This is a genomic window from Nonlabens sp. YIK11 (assembly GCF_001413925.1).
Classification (GTDB): Bacteria; Bacteroidota; Bacteroidia; order Flavobacteriales; family Flavobacteriaceae; genus Nonlabens.
Map to the genome: position 1 here is coordinate 1102401 of NZ_LBMJ01000001.1, position 22492 is coordinate 1124892.

Annotated in this window: 20 protein-coding genes; 8 read left to right on the forward strand and 12 right to left on the reverse strand. The window is 42.2% G+C overall.

The window, feature by feature from the left end; all coding sequences use genetic code 11:
* Genes AAU57_RS04965 through nqrF form a run of 5 tightly spaced genes read left to right on the forward strand, consistent with a single transcriptional unit; the run spans window position 1 to window position 4823 of the window.
* Window positions 1–1386, forward strand: a complete 1386-nt coding sequence (locus AAU57_RS04965) for an NADH:ubiquinone reductase (Na(+)-transporting) subunit B (protein WP_055411869.1) — start codon at window positions 1–3, stop codon at window positions 1384–1386.
* 3 nt (window positions 1387–1389) lie between these two features.
* On the forward strand, window positions 1390–2115 hold the full coding sequence (locus AAU57_RS04970) for a Na(+)-translocating NADH-quinone reductase subunit C (protein WP_055411870.1): 726 nt from the start codon (window positions 1390–1392) through the stop codon (window positions 2113–2115).
* Window positions 2116–2166: 51 nt separating this feature from the next.
* Window positions 2167–2865, forward strand: a complete 699-nt coding sequence (locus AAU57_RS04975) for an NADH:ubiquinone reductase (Na(+)-transporting) subunit D (RefSeq protein WP_055411871.1) — start codon at window positions 2167–2169, stop codon at window positions 2863–2865.
* Between the two features lie 19 nt (window positions 2866–2884).
* Window positions 2885–3502 carry an NADH:ubiquinone reductase (Na(+)-transporting) subunit E gene (gene nqrE / locus AAU57_RS04980; protein WP_055411872.1) on the forward strand — a complete coding sequence of 206 codons (618 nt, stop codon included), beginning with the start codon at window positions 2885–2887 and terminating at the stop codon, window positions 3500–3502.
* Between the two features lie 19 nt (window positions 3503–3521).
* Window positions 3522–4823 carry an NADH:ubiquinone reductase (Na(+)-transporting) subunit F gene (gene nqrF, locus AAU57_RS04985; RefSeq protein WP_055411873.1) on the forward strand — a complete coding sequence of 434 codons (1302 nt, stop codon included), beginning with the start codon at window positions 3522–3524 and terminating at the stop codon, window positions 4821–4823.
* Window positions 4824–5254: 431 nt separating this feature from the next.
* Here the strand turns inward: nqrF and AAU57_RS04990 are convergent, their stop codons facing one another.
* From AAU57_RS04990 to AAU57_RS05000, 3 genes are all read right to left on the reverse strand, one after another.
* Window positions 5255–6571 (reverse strand): sugar MFS transporter, encoded by a 1317-nt coding sequence (locus AAU57_RS04990; RefSeq protein ID WP_055411874.1) that lies wholly within the window; start codon window positions 6569–6571, stop codon window positions 5255–5257.
* Between the two features lie 95 nt (window positions 6572–6666).
* Complete coding sequence (locus tag AAU57_RS04995; protein ID WP_055411875.1) at window positions 6667–7641, reverse strand: N(4)-(beta-N-acetylglucosaminyl)-L-asparaginase; 975 nt, start codon at window positions 7639–7641, stop codon at window positions 6667–6669.
* A gap of 3 nt (window positions 7642–7644) precedes the next feature.
* A complete protein-coding gene (locus tag AAU57_RS05000; RefSeq protein WP_055411876.1) occupies window positions 7645–10584 on the reverse strand; it encodes a GH92 family glycosyl hydrolase in 2940 nt (979 codons plus the stop codon).
* A gap of 92 nt (window positions 10585–10676) precedes the next feature.
* Between AAU57_RS05000 and AAU57_RS05005 the strand changes: the two genes are divergently transcribed.
* A complete protein-coding gene (locus AAU57_RS05005) occupies window positions 10677–11039 on the forward strand; it encodes a hypothetical protein (protein WP_055411877.1) in 363 nt (120 codons plus the stop codon).
* Here AAU57_RS05005 and AAU57_RS05010 read toward each other — a convergent pair.
* Entirely contained in the window at window positions 11036–11821 is a 786-nt protein-coding gene (locus AAU57_RS05010) for an SDR family NAD(P)-dependent oxidoreductase (RefSeq protein WP_055411878.1), read from the reverse strand. The genes AAU57_RS05005 and AAU57_RS05010 overlap by 4 nt on opposite strands.
* 138 nt (window positions 11822–11959) lie before the next feature.
* Here AAU57_RS05010 and AAU57_RS05015 point away from each other — a divergent pair, with 138 nt between their 5' ends.
* Window positions 11960–13006: an FAD:protein FMN transferase gene (locus AAU57_RS05015; RefSeq protein WP_055411879.1), complete on the forward strand. Its 1047-nt coding sequence runs from the start codon at window positions 11960–11962 to the stop codon at window positions 13004–13006.
* Here the strand turns inward: AAU57_RS05015 and AAU57_RS05020 are convergent.
* On the reverse strand, window positions 12996–13760 hold the full coding sequence (locus AAU57_RS05020; protein ID WP_055411880.1) for a class I SAM-dependent methyltransferase: 765 nt from the start codon (window positions 13758–13760) through the stop codon (window positions 12996–12998). The two genes, AAU57_RS05015 and AAU57_RS05020, sit on opposite strands and share 11 nt — an antisense overlap.
* A gap of 232 nt (window positions 13761–13992) precedes the next feature.
* On the opposite strand from AAU57_RS05020, the gene AAU57_RS05025 reads away from it, so the two are divergent.
* A complete protein-coding gene (locus AAU57_RS05025) occupies window positions 13993–14895 on the forward strand; it encodes a DUF6268 family outer membrane beta-barrel protein (protein ID WP_055411881.1) in 903 nt (300 codons plus the stop codon).
* A 57-nt stretch (window positions 14896–14952) separates the two neighbouring features.
* Here the strand turns inward: AAU57_RS05025 and AAU57_RS05030 are convergent, their stop codons facing one another.
* From AAU57_RS05030 to AAU57_RS05060, 7 genes are all read right to left on the reverse strand, one after another.
* Window positions 14953–16140: a hypothetical protein gene (locus AAU57_RS05030; protein ID WP_156340000.1), complete on the reverse strand. Its 1188-nt coding sequence runs from the start codon at window positions 16138–16140 to the stop codon at window positions 14953–14955.
* Window positions 16141–16278: 138 nt separating this feature from the next.
* Window positions 16279–17088, reverse strand: a complete 810-nt coding sequence (gene map / locus AAU57_RS05035; protein ID WP_055411883.1) for a type I methionyl aminopeptidase — start codon at window positions 17086–17088, stop codon at window positions 16279–16281.
* 172 nt (window positions 17089–17260) lie between these two features.
* Window positions 17261–17641 (reverse strand): cupin domain-containing protein, encoded by a 381-nt coding sequence (locus AAU57_RS05040; RefSeq protein ID WP_055411884.1) that lies wholly within the window; start codon window positions 17639–17641, stop codon window positions 17261–17263.
* Between the two features lie 47 nt (window positions 17642–17688).
* Window positions 17689–18279, reverse strand: a complete 591-nt coding sequence (locus AAU57_RS05045) for a thioredoxin family protein (protein ID WP_055411885.1) — start codon at window positions 18277–18279, stop codon at window positions 17689–17691.
* An 8-nt stretch (window positions 18280–18287) separates the two neighbouring features.
* Window positions 18288–19802: a 2,3-bisphosphoglycerate-independent phosphoglycerate mutase gene (gpmI, locus tag AAU57_RS05050; RefSeq protein WP_055413677.1), complete on the reverse strand. Its 1515-nt coding sequence runs from the start codon at window positions 19800–19802 to the stop codon at window positions 18288–18290.
* Between the two features lie 60 nt (window positions 19803–19862).
* Window positions 19863–21080: an NAD(P)/FAD-dependent oxidoreductase gene (locus tag AAU57_RS05055; protein ID WP_055411886.1), complete on the reverse strand. Its 1218-nt coding sequence runs from the start codon at window positions 21078–21080 to the stop codon at window positions 19863–19865.
* Window positions 21080–22474: an FAD-dependent oxidoreductase gene (locus AAU57_RS05060; RefSeq protein WP_055411887.1), complete on the reverse strand. Its 1395-nt coding sequence runs from the start codon at window positions 22472–22474 to the stop codon at window positions 21080–21082. Before AAU57_RS05060 ends, AAU57_RS05055 begins: the two co-directional genes overlap by 1 nt.
* Between the last annotated feature and the right edge of the window lie 18 nt (window positions 22475–22492).

A 22492-nucleotide genomic window follows, 5' to 3' on the forward strand; every position in this document is an offset into this window, starting at 1 on the left:
ATGAAATGGCTTAGAAATAAATTAGATCAGGCTAGAAAACCTTTCGAACCTGGTGAGAAGTATGAAAAGTTTGCTCCGGCAATCAATGCTTTTGATACGTTCTTATTTACTCCCAACCATACTACTCAAAAAGGAGCGCACATACGTGACGTGTCAGATTTGAAGCGTACAATGATTACTGTAGTCTTAGCGCTTATTCCAGCTTTGATCTTTGGAATGTGGAATAGTGGAGCACAATACCTGTATCAAGAGCGCGGTCTTTCCAGTGTTCTAGACGTTCCATTTATGGATGCATTTGTAGAAGGAGCCATCTTAGTGTTGCCTTTGATTATTGTATCCTATGTAGTAGGATTGACGATAGAATTCATCTTTGCCATCTATAGAGGTCACGAGGTGAACGAAGGTTACTTGGTAACAGGTCTTTTGATTCCTATGATTTTCCCAGTTGATATCCCATTATGGATGCTTGCTTTATCTGTAGCTTTTGCGGTATTAATAGGTAAGGAAGCTTTTGGTGGTACTGGAATGAACATTCTGAATCCAGCGTTAACAGCAAGAGCCTTTGCGTTTTTCGCATATCCGCTCTATATGTCTGGTAACGCCATCTGGGTTCATGAAGGATCTACAGATGCTGTTTCTGGAGAAACAATTCTTGGTGCTCTAGCAAGTGGAAGTTATGATGGTCAGATTAGCGGTGCTGCGAGTAACGCCGTCGCATTTTCAAATACGACTGCAGCAAGCGAGACATCAGTTCTAGCTGGTATTGATTTCTATGACATGTTTATGGGATTCATACCAGGATCTGTAGCAGAAACTTCTGCATTGATGATTATCATAGGTGCTATCATTTTGATAGCTACTAAAGTTGGTAGTTGGAGAATCATATTAGGTGGTTTGATAGGTGGTGTTGTAATGGGACTTATTTTCAACTTCTTTGGAGGATTGGGAGAAGACTTTGTGACGCAACTGGTCGATAGTGGTAGAATCACAATGGATCAAGTATTAAACGATGCAGGCGCTGTCGCCGCTCTAGAATTGGGTGGATGGGATGCAACACTGTTGGAAATGGGGACAAATCAATTGTTCAACTTCCCGTTCTACCAGCATCTTGTGGTAGGTAGTATCTTATTTGGTATTGTCTTTATGGCAACAGATCCAGTTAGTGCTGCGCAAACTACTAAAGGGAAATGGATCTATGGTATCTTGATAGGATTCTTCGGGTTGTTGATACGTATTTTCAACCCAGCATATCCAGAAGGGATCATGCTTGCCATCCTTCTCCTAAACGTATTCGCTCCAACTATTGATCACTACGTGATTCAAGGAAACGTGAATAAAAGAAAGAAACGATTGAAAAAAGCTAAAGTTCAACTTCAAACAGCTTAAGAAATGGATAGAAATTCAAATGCATACACGTTCATATTTGCTATCATCCTGGTGGCAGTAGTGGCAAGTGCACTGGCTTTTGCAGCAACAAACCTGCAGCCGGCACAAGCTGAAAACGTGAAACAAGAAAAAATGCAGAACATTCTCGCTACCGTAGGTATCGAGACGACGAGAGATTCTGCAGAGGCACTGTTTAACAAGTACATTGTAGAGCAAGTAGCGCTCAACGATCAAGGCAAAGAGCGTACTGATGTGGACGCCTTTACGGTAGACCTTAAAAAGGAACTTAAAAAACCGGTAGAAGAGCAGGCGTTTCCGCTTTACGTAGCAGATGTTGAAGGATCGCAATATTACATCGTACCATTGAGAGGTAAAGGTCTTTGGGATGCCATTTGGGGTTATGTAGCCCTCAAGGATGACGTGAATACTATTAAAGGTGCCGTATTTGATCACAAGGGTGAAACTCCAGGTTTAGGAGCAGAGATTACTCAAGGTTGGTTCAAGAAGCGTTTTGATGATGAGAAGATCATGGACGAATCTGGAAACTTCATTGGCGTATCAGTAGCCAAAGGTTATCAAGGTGGTGACAATAAGGATGACAATGCCGTGGACGCAATCGCTGGTGCTACTATCACTGGTGATGGGGTGACAGACATGATTTCTGAAAGATTGCAACGTTACCTTCCATACTTTAAAGAAAAAACCAACGTAAAAGTAGCAATGCAGTAAACCTGCTTTTGATGATTACGCTTTCGCGAAAGCGAACTAAATAAACACCTCATGGCTCAAAATAAAGAATCAAAAAAACAAGGACTTATCCTCTTCCTGTCTGATACAGAAGAGCGCGAAGGCCTACTGGGTAAGAAAAACCGTAAATTGTTATCTGATCCCTTAACTGACAACAACCCGATTACCGTCCAGGTGTTGGGAATCTGTTCTGCCCTTGCGATTACGGTACAATTGAAACCAGCGATCGTTATGAGCATTGCCGTAATGGCGGTAATGGCTTTTAGTAACATGATTATTTCTGCATTGCGTAATTTGATACCATCTCGTATCAGGATTATCGTTCAACTAGTAGTTGTTGCTGCTTTGGTAATTCTTGTAGACCAAGTATTAAGAGCTTATGCCTATGACGTGTCCAAAGAGTTATCGGTATTCGTAGGACTAATTATTACCAACTGTATCGTGATGGGTCGTTTGGAAGCATTTGCTTTAGGAAATGGCGTTTATAAATCCTTTCTTGATGGAATAGGTAATGCTGCTGGATATGCATTTATCTTGATTCTTGTGGCTTTCTTTAGAGAACTATTAGGTGCTGGTAAATTGCTAGGATTTGAGGTGATACCAGAATCTTTTTATGAATTTGGTTATGAGAACAATGGTTTGATGTTGTTATCTCCTATGGCATTGATCACGGTAGGTATCATCATATGGGTACAACGCAGCCGCAATAGAACATTAATAGAACAGAATTAATCATACTAAGAATTAGAAAATGGAATTAATCAATCTCGCTGTAAGAAGTATTTTCATTGAGAACATGGTCTTCGCCTATTTCTTAGGGATGTGTTCTTATCTAGCCGTTTCAAAATCGGTTAAAACTGCCGTAGGACTTGGTGCTGCTGTAGTATTCGTATTAGGTATTACCGTACCTATCAACTGGTTGCTCGATACCTATCTATTAAAGCCAGGCGCTTTGACCTGGACAGGTATGGAAAATGCTGCTAACATTGACTTGAGTTTCTTGAGTTTTATCATGTTTATTGCGGTAATCGCGAGTATGGTACAACTGGTAGAAATGGTGGTAGAGCGTTTTGCTCCAGCATTATATGGAGCCCTGGGTATCTTCCTACCATTGATCGCGGTAAACTGTGCGATTCTAGGTGGGTCATTATTTATGCAACAAAAAGACTTTTCAGGTATTGATGAGGCTGCGGTTTATGGAATAGGGTCTGGTTTTGGATTCTTTCTTGCCATTCTAGCCATCGCTGCGATACGTGAAAAGATATCTTATTCAAACGTTCCTGCGCCACTACGTGGATTGGGAATTACTTTTATCATCACAGGACTTATGGCTCTAGGGTTCATGAGTTTTATGGGAATTGAAATTTAATATTTAGAAAGAACAATTCATGGATTCTAACTTGCTTACCATACTTGCCAGTGTAGCTATATTCTTGACACTAATATTATTATTAGTTGTCCTGTTGCTTACGGCAAAATCAAAATTGCTCCCATCTGGTCCTGTGACGATCAATGTAAATGGAGAAAAGGACATTACCACAGGATCTGGAGGAACTCTTCTGGGAACCTTGGGTGATAATAAACTGTTCTTACCATCTGCCTGTGGTGGTGGAGGAACTTGCGTACAATGTAAATGTGTCGTGACTGAAGGTGGTGGTTCCATACTGCCAACTGAGGTTCCACACTTTACGCGTAAAGAAATTGCCGCTGGATGGAGATTGGGATGTCAGGTTAAGGTTAAACAAGACATGAAGATCGAGATTCCAGAAGAAGTTTTTGGTATCAAGAAATGGGAAGCTACTGTAGTTCGTAACTACAACGTGGCATCTTTTATTAAAGAGTTTGTAGTAGAACTTCCGGAAGATATGGATTATGAAGCTGGTGGTTATATCCAGATCGAGATCCCTAAGTGTGAAGTAAGGTATGAAGATATCGACATCACGGCTCACCCAGAGGAACACGACTCACCGGATAAGTTTAAAGCAGAATGGGATAAGTTCAACTTATGGCCATTAGTTATGAAAAACCCTGAAACAGTAGAAAGAGCCTACTCTATGGCCTCTTTTCCTGCAGAAGGTCGTGAGATCATGCTTAACGTACGTATTGCTACGCCACCATGGGATCGCGCTAAGAATGGTTGGATGGATGTAAATCCTGGAATCGCTAGTTCTTACATCTTTAACCAAAAGGAAGGAGACAAGGTAATTGTTTCTGGACCTTATGGAGAATTCTTCATCAACCACTCAGATGCAGAAATGCTTTACGTAGGTGGTGGAGCTGGAATGGCACCTATGAGATCTCACTTATACGAGCTTTTCAAGACCTTGAAAACAGATCGTAAGGTGACGTATTGGTACGGTGGACGTTCAAAGCGTGAGTTGTTCTATATCGAGCATTTCCGTTCATTAGAGCGTGAATTTCCTAACTTTAAGTTCTACCTAGCGCTTTCTGAGCCTATGGAAGAAGACAACTGGAAAGTGAAAGAAAGCATCGATGATGAGTCAGGTGATGGATTCGTTGGATTCATTCACCAGGTGGTAATAGATCAGTATTTAAGTAAGCACGAGGCTCCTGAAGATATTGAAGTCTACTTCTGTGGACCGCCATTGATGAATAACGCTGTAGGTAAGATGGCAGAAGACTTCGGTGTACCGCCAGAGAACATACGTTTTGATGACTTTGGAGGATAACCTTTAAATTATTTCGCTTTCCGCCTGCCTGCCGCAGGCAGGAAAGCGTAACATTAAAAAATCCCGATCTATTTAGATCGGGATTTTTTATTGCTTAAACGAATCACCTTATGAGTTGTCATACTGACGCTGGTCAGCATCTCCTATAGATCTTTCTTCTGTTTAATTAGTTTCCTTGCTTATGTGAAGGGAATTTTGCTACACAGAGCTTATCTAGAAGTAGTTATTATTGCTAGTAAATAAATTTTGAGTGTTAGGCGAGTTACAATTTTGCTCTAATTTAACCACTCATCAATTGCGATCAATGCTTTTATATGCCGTACAAAAGATGTATAAACTAAAATGTCACACTGAAATAGATCAGTGTGACAAATTGTATTTCAAATAGTTCTCGCCAAAAAGGCAGCCTTTCCGTAAATAGCTTTTAAGATTTACACGGTAACAGCCTCAATCTTCCTACCCTTATAAAAGGCAAAGAACATGATGTAGGCGTAACATGCCATAGGTAATAGAAATGCCAGTGCAAAGCCTAGAGAGTCGGCTAGCGCGCCAAAACTGATGGGCACAATAGCTCCACCTACAATGGCCATACATAACAATCCAGAGGCTTGAGGTTTCAAGTCGCCCAATCCATTTAAGGTCAAGGTGAAAATCGTAGGGAACATGATGGAATTGAATAAACCAACCGCTAGGATGGACCACATGGCCAGCAAGCCGTCAGTGGATACACTTATAAGGATCATCAGAATAGCTAGAGCGGTGAATGTCATAAGCACCTTAAATGGAGCTATAAAACGCATTAAGGCAGATCCTATAAAACGACCTACCATGGCACCGGTCCAGTAGAAGAACAGGAACGCACCTACCACGGCTTTGGCATCAATATCGTTGATATCTGCGTTGAGGAAAAACGAAGCGATATTCCCCATGAACTCGTTATTGCGTATGGTCTCTTCCAGATTCAGATCGATAAAATAGTTGACCAGGTAACTTCCTATGGCAACCTCTGCACCTACATAGACAAAAATCCCAGCAGCTCCCATCCATACGGATTTTTTCTTGAGAAGTGCCGCATAACCACCTTTGGCAGTTTTTTGTAGTTGTGGTAATTTGATGAAAATGAAAGCCACAGCAAGCAATCCTATCAGTCCAGCAAAGAACAGAAACGGAGTTTGAACCGCACCGGCTTCAGTGATAAAATAACTTTCCCGTTGAGCGTCAGTTAATGTGGTGATTTCTTGAGAGGTTAGGATTTTGTCACTCAATAGAAAGGCGGCACCAGCAATAGGAGCGATCGAGGCACCTAAAGAGTTAAATGCCTGCGCAAGATTAAGACGGCTGCCTGCACCTTCTTCTGATCCCAGAACGGCTACATAAGGATTTGCGGCCACTTGTAATATAGTGATACCAGCAGCTAGCGTGAAATATCCCAACAAAAACACTCCAAAAATACGCTCTGATGATGCCGGGTAAAATAACAAACAACCTACTGCCATGGTGGCAAGCCCTATGACGATTCCTTTTTTGTAACCTACTTTGGAAAGCAGGATCCCAGCAGGAATGGAAAACACAAAATAGGCCAGGAAAAAGGCGAATTGTACCAATCCAGCCTGGAAATAACTTAATTCAAAAACTTCCCTAAGCCGTGGTACCAGACTATCTACCAATACGGTGATAAAACCCCATAAAAAGAAGAGTACTGTTATAATAATAAACGGAACGGTGTAATTGGTTTTATTAGAATTCATTGGGGTAATAGGATTACTATAATTAGGTAATTAATGATTGTGGTGTTCTCGCTTTCGCGAAAGCGTAATTAAACATACTGATTTTTACCAAGTAATCAATCTTTTAGATAATATGAGGAAGGAATCTGACGATTTGTACCCTCACGATATTCCATCATGGAAAAGCCTTTATGGATGCAGAAGGAGCCTGTCTCGCCTTTTTTGTTCATGGCGATGTAGGCCACCTGGAAATCTTTATAGCCTGGATTTTTGCGTATGGTTCTCATCACAGCTTCCTCGCAAGCTTCCTGCGGACTCATACCGTTGCGCATCAATTCTACTATCAAAAAGCTGCCTACAGATTTCATAATCTCTTCACCCATTCCAGTGGCGGCAGCACCACCTATTTCATTATCGATAAACAAACCAGCGCCTATGATAGGAGAGTCGCCCACACGACCTTTCATTTTATAGGATAATCCAGAGGTGGAACAGGCACCAGAAATATCGCCGTTGCCATCCATACACACCATGCCTATGGTATCGTGGTTCTCAATGTTGATGATGGGCTTGTACTGGCTGGTTTTTAACCATTCCCTATAGGCGTTCTCTGAAGATTCAGTTAACAGGTTTTCTTTTTGAAATCCTTGTTTTGCGGCAAATTCTTCGGCTCCTTTGCCTGCGAGCATGACGTGAGGAGTTTCAGTCATGACCTTTTTTGCTATTGCGGCTACGTTGGTATAATCTTCTACACAAACTACAGCGCCGCAATTACCGGTATGATCCATAACGGTGGCGTCAAGAGTCACATTTCCCTCACGGTCTGGAGCGCCACCTTTGCCTACAGTGGTGTTTTTGATATTTTCCTCTTCTACTGCCACGCCTACAATGGATGCGTCTAGGGCATTCATTCCAGCATCCAAAGCTTTTCCAGCTGCCTCGTTTGCAGATACAAAACCCCAAGTGCAAATGGCTATGGGATTTATTTTTTGTTTTGTCATTTTGGGTGTTTTACAAGCTAATAATTGGATGCCCATGCTCAACGCTAGGCTACCTTTAATACTGGTGGCTATAAAGTTTCTTCTTTTCAAATCTTATTCAATAGTGATTTCGTCAACAAATATCCAGGCCGTTCCTTTCATGGGATAGCCTAGGTGCCAATCCGGTAACGCACCGTAATTGGTGGCCACAACCTTTACATACCTTGCAGCCATTTTTTCAAAAGAACTATTTGCAGTATAGATCTCGCTAATTTCTTCCCTTCCTGTTTCAGGCAGTTCTATTGTTTTTGAAGTAATAACTTCTTGTTTGGAATCCAGCAGCATTATCTCCACATCTTGCGGGTAGAATATCCAACTTCTTTGTTCTTTAAGAAAATTGATGCTCACCTCGTTAACGCTCTTTAGTGATCCAAGATCTACCATAATATCAAGATCTTGATTTTTAATTCCTTGCCAGGCGCCAGAACGGTAATCTCTTGTTCCCTTTAAACCGTCAATCAAAGCATCCGTGCCGCCGGCGCTATATTCATTTGCAAATTGATAATTAAGAGTCACAGATCGATCTGCATCATATTTGTAAAAGTCTGTTTGTATCGTGTCGCTATGAATGCCTTTATAAACCGAGTAGGTTTTTAGAAGTTGGGAGTTAGCAATAGTGATGGTAGAATCATATTTGGTAAATCGCTCATCGTTGAGTGAATAATATATATCCTGATTGGAGCTGGTAGTTTCCAGTTCTATCTCCGTTTGGTTGGGAAAAGTGATGTCACCTTTTTTGATGAATGGTGGCGTTACAATTGAGTTATTTGTGATTCTGGTAGTTAGTGTTTGATAAAGCGAACTACCCCAAGAATCTGGAACGGTTGACATATCAAATTCCCAAAACCCGCCAGCCATTAACTGTTCGTGAGTAATAAAAGCAGTATTGTGCGATCTGCTATTAACCCAATCATTTGGGTCTTCGTCCATATGCATGGCGTCAATATATTTTCCGCTACCGTTTTTCTTGATGGTCAACGATGTTCCATTTTCAAAATGAATCGTAGCCTTATCAAATAAGGGTGATCCTATGGCATACTGATTACTGGCTGGAGTTACCGGATAAAATCCTAGCGAACTCAATACATACCAGGCACTCATTTGACCGCAATCTTCATTGCCCGAAATTCCGTAAGGTGTATTGGAGTATAGGGTCGTCAAGATTTCATGAACTTTTTCTTGAGTCTTCGAGGCTTTACCAACATAATTATATAAATAGGCCATATGATGGCTGGGCTCGTTGCCGTGCGCATATTGCCCGATGAGGCCGGTAATGTCTGCTTGGTTGCGACCAGAGGTTTCAGCTGCAGCGGTAAATAGTTTATCTAGATGTGCTTCATAATTAGCCTCGCCACCCATTAGCCTTATGTGTCCATTGATATCTTGTGGCACATACATGGAATATTGCCAGGCATTGGCCTCAGTATAATTAAAGTTTACCTCAAAGGGATCAAATGGTGAAAACCACGTATTTCTGTAGCGACCTTGAAAAAAGCCAGTTTCTGGATTGTATAGATTTTTATAGTTCTGCGCTCGTTTAATGAAAACTTCATAGTCTGCTTTGGCGCCTAGCGCCTTTGCCATTTGGGCTATGGTCCAATCATCGTAGGCATATTCCAGAGTTTTTGAAACCGACTCACTTTCTTCTTCCACCGGTATGAAACCTAATTCTTTATAAGATTTCAAACCTAAATGATCCTGCATCGCACTGTGCTTCATGGCTTCAAAGGCCTTGTCCACATCATAATTCCTGATTCCTTTGAGATAGGCATCTGCAATTACAGGAACGGCATGGTAGCCTATCATACAACCCGTGTAATTACCGCTAAGATCCCAGATAGGCATGATGCCGCCTTCATCATATTTTGCCGTAAAAGTGTTGATGTAATCGTTGGTTCTTTTTTGATCAACAATCGTGTATAGTGGATGAGCGGCTCGATAGGTGTCCCATAAAGAGAAAACGGTGTAGTAATCAAAATCTTTGGTTTGATGAATCTCTAGATCCATGCCTCGGTAACGACCATCTACATCTTGGTATAGATTTGGAGCCAGCATAGTATGATACAAAGCTGTGTAGAAGGTGCTGACTTTTTCCTCATCGCTATCTTCCACAATGATTTTAGAGAGTTCATTTTCCCAAGTCGTCGTCGCTTCCTGACGTATATCCTCAAAGGACTTCACTCCAATTTCCTCTATTAGGTTATTCTTTGCTCCATCTACATCAACTGCAGAAATTCCTATTTTGATAATTATTGGTTCGTTATTTGGATTCTCAAACTCTAGCGCTCGCTTCGTGGGTGAATCACCTGCATCTTGATCCCAGTTTTTTATGGGATGCGAGGTTTGAATATAATAATACAGCATCTGCTTACTCGCCCAGGCGCTGGAGAATCTTTTTCCAGAAACCTCTGTCGCAGATTCAAGACTCAATTCATGCTCCAACAATTTATCACGATGTTCCAGGTCCAAAATCAGAAATTGATTAGAGCTATCTGGATATTGGTAGCGATGCATGCCACTTCTGCGCGATACGGTCAGTTCCACATCAATATTAGTGTCATCCAGATGGACACTGTAGTATCCAGGACTCGCTTCTTCTTTTTCATGAGAAAATGTAGAGCGGTATCCTTTCTGTCCATCGGCGCCATTGTTTAAAATGGGCTCGTTGGTAGGCATTAAAAGCACGTCGCCATAGTCGCTCACTCCAGTACCACTCAGGTGTGTATGGGAAAAACCATAGATCTTATCATCGCTGTAATGGTAGCCGCTGCAGCCGTCCCAACCTTCCAGTCGGGTATCTGGACTTAATTGCATCATTCCAAAAGGCATCGTGGCGCCAGGATAGGTGTGCCCATGACCGCCAGTTCCCACAAACGGATTCACATATTCCGTTACAGGTTTTGCGGCGATGGCCTCGATAGGATCTTCAGTTTTGTCGCAGGAAATGAACCAAGCCAAAGACATGGCTATCAAACACAGCTTGCCGTATTTCATTTTAAAAAATTATCGACTAAATATAGGAAATAGCTGGTGGATGAATTCGCTTTCGCGAAAGCGAACTTACCTACAGTCGTTATCTTTGTACAATGACACCATTGACAACTCAAGAACTACATCAGCTTGCAATGAATATCGTGGGCAAGGAAATGGAGGAGCAAGGCTTTGAATTTCTAGCCGTGAATTCCAAGCCCAAAAAGGACCCGCAGTTTGTGGCCCTCAAAAACAAAAAGTTACATTTTGTTGTGGTGCGCGCCATCACGTATCCAGCAAATCCCGTAGAGTATGACGAGAAGTTGATGAAGACGGTTTATGATCACGCGGTAAAATATAAAGCCAGAACCTACTTTGCTGGTGTAGGTCTGGCTAATTCTAGGGATTATGACATGCCTGTCCATCATGAGGACGATTATGTGGTCAACTATGCTGGTCTGATAGAAATCAAGGATTAGATAAAATCGACGATTCCACCTTCGGCTCTTAAGGATGCACCGTTGGTAGCGCTGGATAATGGACTGGCCACATAGGCCACCATATTTGCTATTTCTACTGGATCTGTAAAACGCTGTATCAAACTGGATGGTCGCTCCTCATTGAAAAAATGTTGTTCCATTTTTTCTTTGTCGTGACTTCCATCATCGCTCATGTCGTCCAGCATGTCTTGAACACCGTCGGAATATGTAGGTCCAGGCAACACGCTATTTACCGTTACGGTAGAACCTTTAGTGAGTTTAGCAAGTCCTCTTGAGATGGAGAGTTGCGCTGTTTTAGTCATTCCATAATGAATCATTCCTTCGGGAATATTGAGAGCGCTCTCACTGCTTATAAATATGATCCGGCCATTTTCGTTTTTCTCCATCATTTTGGGAAATAGGGCACGGCTTAACCGCACACCACTCATGACGTTGATTTCAAAAAAGGACATCCAGTCTTCATCAGTAATATCCGTAAATTCTTTACCGCCAAAAATGCCCAGATTATTGACGAGAATGTCAATTTCGGGCAGTTTTTCAATGAAGGTATTGATAGAATTGACATCGGCAAAATCGGCTGGCATGAAGCTTACCTTTTCATAAGAGCTAAAAGCACTTTTACTCCTATCCACGGAATCCTGACTACTACCGTGCACGATTACGGTGGCACCTTCTTCCAACAGTTTTTGAGCGATGGCTTTTCCTATTCCTTTGGTTGATCCTGTAACGAGTGCTGTTTTCCCTTGTAGCTTTAAGTCCATTGTTTTTTTATTTAAAGGTAAACTGATGGGCAAGGCTGGAGAACTAACAAAAAGTTATAATAGCCGGCCAAATCTTAAATGTTTACTACCTATTGGATCGTGTGCAATTGGTAACTTTGGACATCAATCATTGAGGTTATGAAATATCTAGCAGTAATATCGTTTTTGTTTCTCTTGAGTTCGTGTAAAAAGACTGATCAGGACCTTTCTAGAACCACACAGGAGTTATACGGCAACGCCATAGGCACGACTTATTCTATCAAGTACTTTTCTAACGAGACCATGGATCTAGAGCCTAAAGTAGATAGTCTGATTGACCTTTTTAATCAAAGTATGTCCACTTGGGTTCCAGATTCCAAAATCAACCAGATCAACGATGGAAAGGACAGTGTCGCGGTAGGAAAGGAGTTCAAGGAAGTTTTTGATTATGCCCAAGAAATCTATCGTAAAACCGATGGCTATTTTGATCCAACTGTAGGGAATCTAGTGAATGCCTACGGCTTTGGCGCTGACGGCAAAAAGGAGAAAATTCCACAAGATTATCAAATCGATAGCTTATTGCAATACGTGGGTTTTTACAAGCTGGATATGGTACCTGCCGGAAAAGAAGACCAGTATTTTGTGGAAAGCAGCCATAGCGGTATTTATCTGGAATTCAATGCGATTGCTAAAGGTACTCTGGTAGATTACATCGCCAGAATGCTGGAGAATCATGGTATCACAGATTACTTGGTAGAAGTTGGTGGTGAGGTCACCGCTGCGGGAATCAACCTTGAGAAGCAACAAGAGTGGAGTGTAGGCATTGATGATCCCACACAAGTTGCTGGCCAGAGAGAACTCGTCACTGCGGTCAAACTAAAAGATAAGGCCATGGCTGGCAGTGGCAATTACCGCAAGTTCAAGATTGATCAGGAATCTGGAAAGGAGTACGTGCATACCGTAAATCCTTTGACCGGAAAGGCAGTTCCCAGTGAGGTGCTAGGTGTCAATGTAATTGCAGAAAACTGTACGCTGGCAGATGGATATGCCACGGCATTTATGGCGATGCCACTAGAAAAATCCAGAAGGCTGCTATCAAATCTTCCTGAAATTGAAGTCCTGATCATGTATATGGGAACCGACGGTAAGCTCAAGTTTGAGACCACGCCAGGCTTCAATCAGTACGTGAAACAACCTATTTTGTAACAACGGGAATAAGTTCGCCAGCCGCTAGACGGTAATAATCGATCTTTTCTGGAGATAAGGTATTGGTGTAATCACAAGCCTCTACTTTAAATCCAACCTCGCGCAGGCGATCAAAATAATCCATACCATAAATGCGTACATGATCGTATTGACCAAAAATGCGCGCACGTTCTGCACGATTTGTGATGGAATCGTCCTCAAAAGTTTTGGCGCGATCATTTTCCAGCGGTACTTGAAAAATGGCCTTGCCGCCAGGTTTGAGAACGCGATACAATTCTTTCATGGCCGTGGCATCATCAGGAATGTGCTCCAGAACATGATTACATAAAATCATGTCAAATGCGTTATCCTCAAAAGGCAGGTTGCAGATATCTGCCTGAACATCTGCCAGTGGTGAATTAAGATCTGTAGTGGTGTATTGAATGAGTTCGCTTTCGCGAAAGCGATGATAAAAACATTGCTCTGGTGCAAAATGAAGCAGCTTTGTAGGTGCGGTAAACAAACGCGTTTCTCGCTGCAAATACAGCCATAACAATCGGTGGCGCTCTAGCGATAGAGTAGAAGGTGACAGTACATTCTCGCGCACCTTGCCATAGCCATAGGGTAAAAAACTACGGAATTTCTTCCCATCAATAGGATCTTCATAGCGATCACCGCGATACCACCAGGCAAGTAAAGGCCGCACGGCATAACTCGCACTGATCAACCATGGCCGTGGTATCAAGTTGAGAAAGAATTTGAATAGTTTTTTCACTGGATGGAGAACCTTTTGAATCGAGTTAATAGATATCCTGAAGCAAAAATACGTGTACTAGATTGATCTTGATCAAATGATGACAGTTTAAAGTGTCATTTTGGTTTTATTAGAGCAGCTTTGTCAATTCTGTATTTTTGCAGGCTAATTATTACATATGTATCAGTATTTAACTTTATATTTTATTATATAATAATTATAACGTAGATTTCCATCAATTAAAACCAACTTTATGAGAAATCTTCTATTTATCCTTGCTGTACTTTTCACGGCTAGTTTTTCTAACGCTCAGGATTATTTTGACCTATTTAAGTACTCCTATAATTATGCTGATCTAGGTAATATTGACCCAGAAACAGAGGTGGATACTGAGGTGAGCAATACCAATATTGAATTTTACTTTCCCTATCCTATTTCTGCAAAGACGACCATCATAGGTGGTTTCACTTACGAGAATACACGATTGGGCCTACAGTATAATGCAGATAGAAGTAATCTTATCATGACGCGTCTCAATCTAGGTGTGAAACAGGACCATGGTAATAAATGGAGTGGAACCTATGTGTTTTTACCAAAATTCGCTTCCGACTTTGTGGGAAGCCTTGATACACCAGACCTACAGTTGGGTGGACTCGCATTGTTTGAAAAGAGATATTCTAGTAGTTACAGCTTAAAATTTGGTAGTTATGTAAGTACAGAACAATTCGGTACTACTATTACTCCGCTTGTAGGGTTGTGGTACAAAAGCGAAAACGATAAGTTTTACATCAACGCGACGCTTCCTATTCGTACAGATGTCAATTACAATTTCACCGAAGATTTTAGCCTAGGTGCGAATCTGGTAACCTCTATAAAAGCCTATAATCTTCAAGAAACCGATTCGCAGTTTTATGTGCAGGAAGAAAGTATACGTTTTGGGCTTTATGCAGCTTACGCATTCTTTGATAACACGATGATCCTAAGAGGAAAAGTAGGTTATGACACTACGGACTATGGTTTATATAATCAAGGAGACACCGTTGGCGCCCAAATATTGACCTTCCAGGTTTCTGGAGACGACCGTACAAGATTGAATACAGAGTTTGATAGCTCGATCTTCTTCGGGCTTGACCTGATCTGGAGAACAGATTTGTAGCTATTATTTCGCTTTGATAAGAAAATCAGATCTCTGGCTCTTCAAGTCTTTTAAGTTTTAATTTATATTCAGGATAGTAGGTAACTTATTATCCCACTCATCAATATCGAATTTGTCGACTATACGGTTGTTTCGGTCTATGACATAACAAATGCGTGAACAATACTGCTCTCGATAAATATTATAAAAATTTTGATTGAAATCATCCATTGAATCGATATGGACACCGGCAAGGCTTTCACCTATGTTAGAATCAACATGTAATAACCTGATGGTGTCTCCGTATCTTTCTTCGATTTCTAAATATGCATCAGTTGATTTTGTATCGCCGCCGCAGCCACAAGTATTAGCAATAACAGTAAACTTACCCTTTACTTCAGAGCTAAGAATAGTATCATTTGCGGTGGTAATTGCTTTAAAACTTGGGGCGATCATTCCAATTTGTGTTCCAATTTTGGTATTCAGAGTTGTATCCCTTATCAGAACAATTTGATCACCATAACTGGAGACACTGTGAAATCTATAGAATCTTCCATTTAAGTTCAATAACTCATCCACTTTAACCATATCCGAATAGATGATGGTGTCTTTTCTTACTCCTAAAGATGAAAGTAATGCTGCCTCTGGGAAGTAGCCGTAAGTAAAACTTGAGGTGTTCCTTTTTTCAAAGACTCCTATTTGAAACTCTTCCTTATCAATCGTAAAAGATGCTTCAAGATATTCTCTTTTACCTAATAAAGTATTGTCCCCTGTACCTCTTCCGATGGAAATCCATGAAGAGTCTTGGACGATACTATCACCTCGTGAGATCGAGTAGGTGATTGGTATTATATCTGCATTTTTACTCCAGTCCATTTTTTTATAAATGTTGACAGGATCATCACTCAAATCTTTATTGTTGTTTTGATCAACTACATAAATAGAATCCTGACCAAATGTTCCTTCCAATATTTCAATTTTAGGACTTTTTGGATCCCACAAGTCAGTTTTTAGTTCCAAACGCTTCAATCCATTCAAACCGTTTGGATAAACAATCTGCTGAGTAAATGTATCAGACGTATCTCGAAAATTAATTACTGTAGCCATTCCAGAAAAGGGTCCGAATCCTTTCACCTTCTTGCTTTTTAAAACAATTGTATCCATGCTGGATATCATTTGATTCATATTGTTTTTAGTAGAACGACACCCAATAGCTGTAAAAATTAATATACAATACAAGGAAAAGAAGTATATAGGATCTTTCATATTCTCTATTTACTAAAGCTAAATTAGGCGATAGCCAGCATCTCTACGACCTACTGCCACCCTAAAGGTTTCATTAAGCAAAAGAACTCTTGAAATGCAGTTTTATATAAGAATAATATGTAATAGCTGCTTGAGATTTTATTCCTTCCAGCGATAAGGATCTTCTTCATCTGAAGTAATTCCCAAAACCTCGTGCACATAGTCAAACGTGCTTAATAACCTAGGCTCGCCATCAACGATGGCCACATCATGCTCAAAGTGTGCGCTGGGCTTACCGTCGCGAGTTTTGATGGTCCAGCCATCTGGGAAATGCTTGATGTTTTTGGTTCCCATGTTGATCATAGGTTCAATGGCGACAGTCATTCCTTCTACAAACTTTTTACCGCGACCACGTTTCCCGTAGTTAGGCATTTGTGGATCTTCATGCATCACACGTCCCAAACCATGACCTACCAATTCACGCACCACACCATAACCAAAACCTTCACAATATTCCTGGATCGCATAACCAACATCGCCCACACGATTCCCTAAACGGAATTGCTCAATACCTATATATAAGGAGTTCTTGGTACGCTCGAGAAGCAACTTGGTCTCTTCTGGGACCTCGCCAACCGTAAAAGTGTACGCATGGTCGCCATAAAAACCATCCACGATCGCACCGCAGTCAATGGATAGTACATCGCCGTCCTTGATCGCCACATCCTTGGGCAACCCATGAACCACCTCTTCATTAGGGCTGATCAGCAGCGTGCTGGGACAATCGTACAACCCCTTAAATCCAGGAATGGCACCGTTGTCTCTTATGTATTGTTCCGCTAGGTCGTCCAGTCGTTGCGAGGTTACGCCAGGTTTGATCTCTGCCGCGATCATCCCTAAGGTTTTGCTTACCATCAACGCCGCCTGGCGCATGATTTCTAGCTCTTCTTTGGTTTTGGTAACTATCATCTTGTCGTTTACAAGCTGCAAAAATAAGAAAGATGTAAGGATCCTGTAATATTAAAGATGGTGGCGTTCCCTACGGTCGGGCTTTACACAACAATCTTTTGTTGCGCTACCGCCGCAACAAAAGGATTTCCATTTCAATCCCTAACGCAATTCCTTTTTAAACAAGTGAAATCTAGATCCAGTCCAGTTGCTCCTTAGTCAATTCATGTTGTACGTTTCCGGTGTGTTTGATCGCAGCTGGTTCAATAAGCATCACATGAACTTCCTCTTCTGCCACTGGTAGATGATCCACACCTGCAGGAACCACAATCATTTCACCTGGATGAAGAATGACCTCGCTTTCTTGCCTGTCCGGCAGGCAGGCGCGAAAGCGAATTTTCAAAGTTCCTTTTACCACATAAAAAAGTTCATCTTCCTGCTCATGATTGTGCCATACAAACTCACCGTGAAGTTTAGCTAGCTTGACCTGCTGCCCATTGAGTTCGCTAATGATTTTAGGCGTCCATGTTTCTTGGAATAGATCAAATTTTTCAGCTAGATTTATTTTGTCCATAATAGGAAAATAAAAAAGGAGAGCGAATTGCTCTCCTTTAAAAGGTTTTAGTTTTGGTAGGAATGTTTATAATCCTGACCGCTGACGATTTTTAAAATGTCCTGTTCCAAAGTCTCTCGCGGATATTCCACAAAGCGACCCAACTCTTCACCATCCCTATAAAAGATAAACGTTGGAACCCTGCTAATGTCATAACCGTTGACAAGATCTGCCGGTTCTCTTTTGGAACGGTCTACTGTGACCATGGTAAGATTGTTCTGATCATATCCAACTGCATCCAACAGCTTGAAAAATTTAGGGGTTTCTCTTTTAGAGTCACCGCACCAAGTTCCCATGTAAGCGCGAATGCTTACATCCGTCATCTCCGATTTCAATTCTGACACCACTGCGGCATCTGGTGTGTAGTCGTCATATCTAGGTGTAAACCAAGTGCTGAATGGCTCACTCTGGAAATCTTTCAAAGACGCAACGCCTTGCAGGTTGCCGTTAACCATAGTGGCCATTTGTGCTTCTGGTTTTGTCATTTCTACGGTGGCTACAGTTTTAGCCTCGCTAGTGCTGGTTGTGGTTGCTTCTTTTTGAGAACCACAAGCGGTAAGTAATATGGCAGCTATGGCTGCAGGTAGTATTCTTCTCATTTCTAATTTTATATTAAAGGTTTTTGTGTCATTTCTGCCGGCTGTTCAACGCCTATCAATTTTAAAATGGTAGGTGCAATATCGCCCAAAACACCATCTTTTATCGACTTAATATCTTGATCTACCAGAATAAGCGGTACAGGATTAGTCGTATGCGCTGTGTTTACACTACCATCAGGATTGATCATCACTTCACAATTCCCATGGTCTGCAATCACAATCACCGTGTAACCATTATCAACGGCAGCGTCAATTACTTGTTGTGCAGCATGGTCTACCGCTTCACAGGCAGCAACCGCAGCTTCCATGCTTCCAGTGTGTCCTACCATGTCAGGATTTGCAAAGTTCAAACAAATGAAATCGGCATATTGTTTTTTGATTTCAGGGATTATTTTTCCTGAAACGCAATCGATGGACATTTCTGGTTGCAGGTCATAGGTAGCCACCTTGGGTGATTTACACATGATGCGCTCCTCGCCATCAAAAGGTTTCTCCTCTCCACCATTAAAAAAGAAGGTCACATGAGGATACTTCTCGGTTTCCGCAATGCGTATTTGTTTCTTTCCTGCACCCGATAGGATCTCGCCTAAGGTGTTTTTCAAATTTGGTTTTTCAAAAATGACCTTGATGTCCTTGAAGTTTTCATCATAGGTCGTCATCGTCACATAGTACAAGTCCAGTTTGTGCGCATTTTGCTCATGAAAATCCCGTTGGGATAGCATGTCTGTCAGTTCACGACCACGATCTGTACGGTAATTGAAGAAGATGACTACATCGCCGCTTTCTACTTTGGCGACTGGTTCGCCACCATTTAATGCGACGATAGGCTCAATAAATTCATCTGTCAATCCAGACGCATAACTATCACGTACCGATGCTACCACCTCATGGCTGGGTGCGCCCATTCCATCGGTCATTAGGTGGTAGGCCTTGGCAACGCGTTCCCATCGCTGGTCACGATCCATGGCAAAATATCTACCTATGACGCTGGCGATTTGTGCCGGTGTCTGTGCAATGTGCTGTTCCAACTCTTCCAGAAATCCAGCTCCAGATTTTGGGTCCACATCGCGACCGTCTGTAAAGGCGTGTACAAAAAGATCTTCCAGCCCATAATCCAGCGCAGCATCGATCAATGCTTTCAAGTGGTTGATGTGTGCGTGAACGCCACCATCTGATACCAATCCTGCAAAGTGTACTTTTTTGGAGTTCGCTTTCGCGAAAGCGAATGCATCCACCAGCACTTGTTCATCTTTAAGGCTATTTTCTCGAACGGCTTTATTGATTTTGGCAAGGTCCTGATACACGATGCGACCAGCGCCCAGGTTCATGTGACCTACCTCGCTATTGCCCATCTGGCCGTCTGGCAGGCCAACGTTCTCGCCATCTGTGCGTAGCGTGGCGTGTGGATATTTATCGTAAAGACTGTCTATATATGGCGTGTTTGCCTGTGCGATCGCGCTGACCTTGGGATCTTGGGTAATTCCCCAACCGTCCAGGATCATCAACATGGTTTTCTTATTCAATGGAATGGTTTTAAGCAAATAAAGGTACGGAAACCACCAAATTATTGCGATAAAATGAACTTAAGATTGCGAAATCGCTTGCGCCACCATCCATCCACCAGTCCAGGCGTTTTGGAAATTAAAGCCGCCGGTAATGGCGTCAATATTTAAGATCTCGCCAGCAAAATAGAGGTTTTCCTGTTTGCGACTTGCAAAGGTCCTAAAGTCAACCTCCTTCAAATCAATGCCGCCAGCGGTAACAAATTCTTCTTTGAAAGTGCTCTTACCATCGACTTTAAAAACACTTGCGGTTAAAGTAATGGCTAATTCTTTTAAGGTCTGGTTGGAGCATTCTGCCCAAGTTTTATCTTGTAAATTCATGCTGTGAACCAAGTAATTCCAGAGCCTTTTTGGGATCTCATATAACCGATCGTTAGAGATCTGTTTTTTACTATCGTCCCGTTTGGCGAGCAGCATCTCGTAACATTCTTCTTGCGAAATGTAATTAAGCCAGTTGATAACCACATCAAATTTGTAGTTGGAACTATGAAGCTGTACCGCGCCCCAAGCGCTCATTTTGAGAATGGCTGGTCCAGAAAAGCCCCAATGAGTAATCAATAACGGCCCTTGAGATTCCAAGTGCAACTGCGGCACTTCAACGCGAGCTTCCAGCGCAATACCAGCAAGTTCTGTAATGGTTTTGTCGACTATATTAAAAGTAAACAGTGATGGTACGGCATCTATAATGGTATGACCCAAAGACTTCATCATCTCCCAAATCTTTGGGCTACTACCAGCTGTAACGACTAGATGCTCGCAAGTGAATTCGTCGGTTTTGGTAACTACTTTCCAATGTTCATCGCGCTCTAGTCGTACAACATTTTGCGAGGTCAATACTTTAATATGGTGTTTTTTGGCCAGGCTGAGGAAGCAATCGATGATAGTCTGAGAAGAATCTGTGATGGGAAACATGCGGCCGTCATCCTCTATTTTAAGTTCCACACCATGATCTGCAAACCATGCAATGGTGTCGCCGGTCATGAATTTGTGAAAAGGTCCCAAAAGCTCTTTTTCACCTCGCGGATAATTACCCGTTAATGGTTTTGGATCGAATTCGGCATGAGTGACGTTGCATCGTCCACCACCCGAAATACGCACTTTTTGAAGCACGTCCTTACCACGTTCCAAAATCGTGATGGAAAGATCCGGACGCTGTTCGGCGAGGTTAATGGCTGTGAAGAAGCCTGCCGCGCCACCGCCTACTATGATTACATCCGTAACTGTATGATGTGGACTCATTAATTCCTATGCCAAATAACTTCTGCGGTCTTTTTGTTTATCGCTGCAAGCAAGCTTTCGGCGCTGTCCTCTAATTTGATGTCGCCGTTATTGATCAACCACAAAATAGCTTTGTCCTGCGCACGGCCTTTCCTCATGGCCTCGCGGTAACCCATTCCTGCTGGTGGGAAAGTGACTAGTGAATATTTTGATGAGTATACCGCTTTCGCGAAAGCGTGCTCCAATTTCATCTCAATGGCCCGTTTAATTTGAAAATCAGGATGCGAAACGCTGTCTCGCATCTCTACAAAATTATCCAAAGCGAGGTCTGCAATGGCATCTGTATCTGGTTTGCGCTCGACCGAGAATCGCTTCATGGCTTCTTCCCAATCGTCGCATTCATTGAGGATCTGGTCAAAAACCATCACGTCTTCAAAACCTGCGTTCATGCCTTGACCGTAAAAAGGTACGATTGCGTGACAGGCATCACCCATCATCAAGACCTTGCCGTGAGCGGTCCATGGAGAGCAACGCACGGTGCCCAAAGGTGGCACAGGATTGCGCTGGTATTGTTCCAACAGGTCGGGTATTTCATCAAAGACATCAGGGAACTCTTCCTTGAAGAAAGCCGTCACCTCTTCATCTGTGGTGATCTGCTCAAAGCTTTGCGGTGATTCCTTGCGACGCATGAATAGCGTCATGGTAAAGCTACCGTCCAGATTAGGAAGAGCGATCAACATAAAACCACCACGAGGCCAGATGTGTAAAGCGTGTTTGTCAATACGCCAGCCGCCATCGTCTGCTGGTGGCATGCGCAATTCTTTATAAGCATGCGGTAACCATTCTGTCGTGTAGGAGAAGAAGAAGTCGCGCTGTCTGGCCATGGCCTGGCGTACCTTAGATCCAGCACCGTCGGTTCCCAATAAGATATCAGGATTCCATTGTTTAATGGTTTCGGTTTCTGAATCCTTGTATTCTATACTGCCTTTCTTTACATCTACAGAAAGTACCTCGTCATTAAAATCGATCTGGACCTTATCGTATTCATCTGCCTTGTCCAACAAAAGCTTGTTGAGGTCTTCTCTGGATATGGAATTGATAAAGTCATCGTCACGACCACTATAATTAGAAGTGAGCACCTTGCCATTTTTAGGATGGATCATTCGTGCCTTCATAGGAATGCATAGCTCCTTGACTTTATCGCCCAGGCCTACCATTTTCAAGGCGTTCAATCCACGATCTGAAAGAGCTAGATTTATGGATCTACCTGCATCCACAATTTTGGAACGCATGTCTGGACGCTTCTCCAAAACATTGACGGTGTAACCGCGCTGCGCCAATCGTAATCCCAAAAGTGCACCACAAAGACCAGCACCGGTGATTAATATATTGGTATTCGTATCTGATATTTTCATTAAAACTTTCTAGGTGCT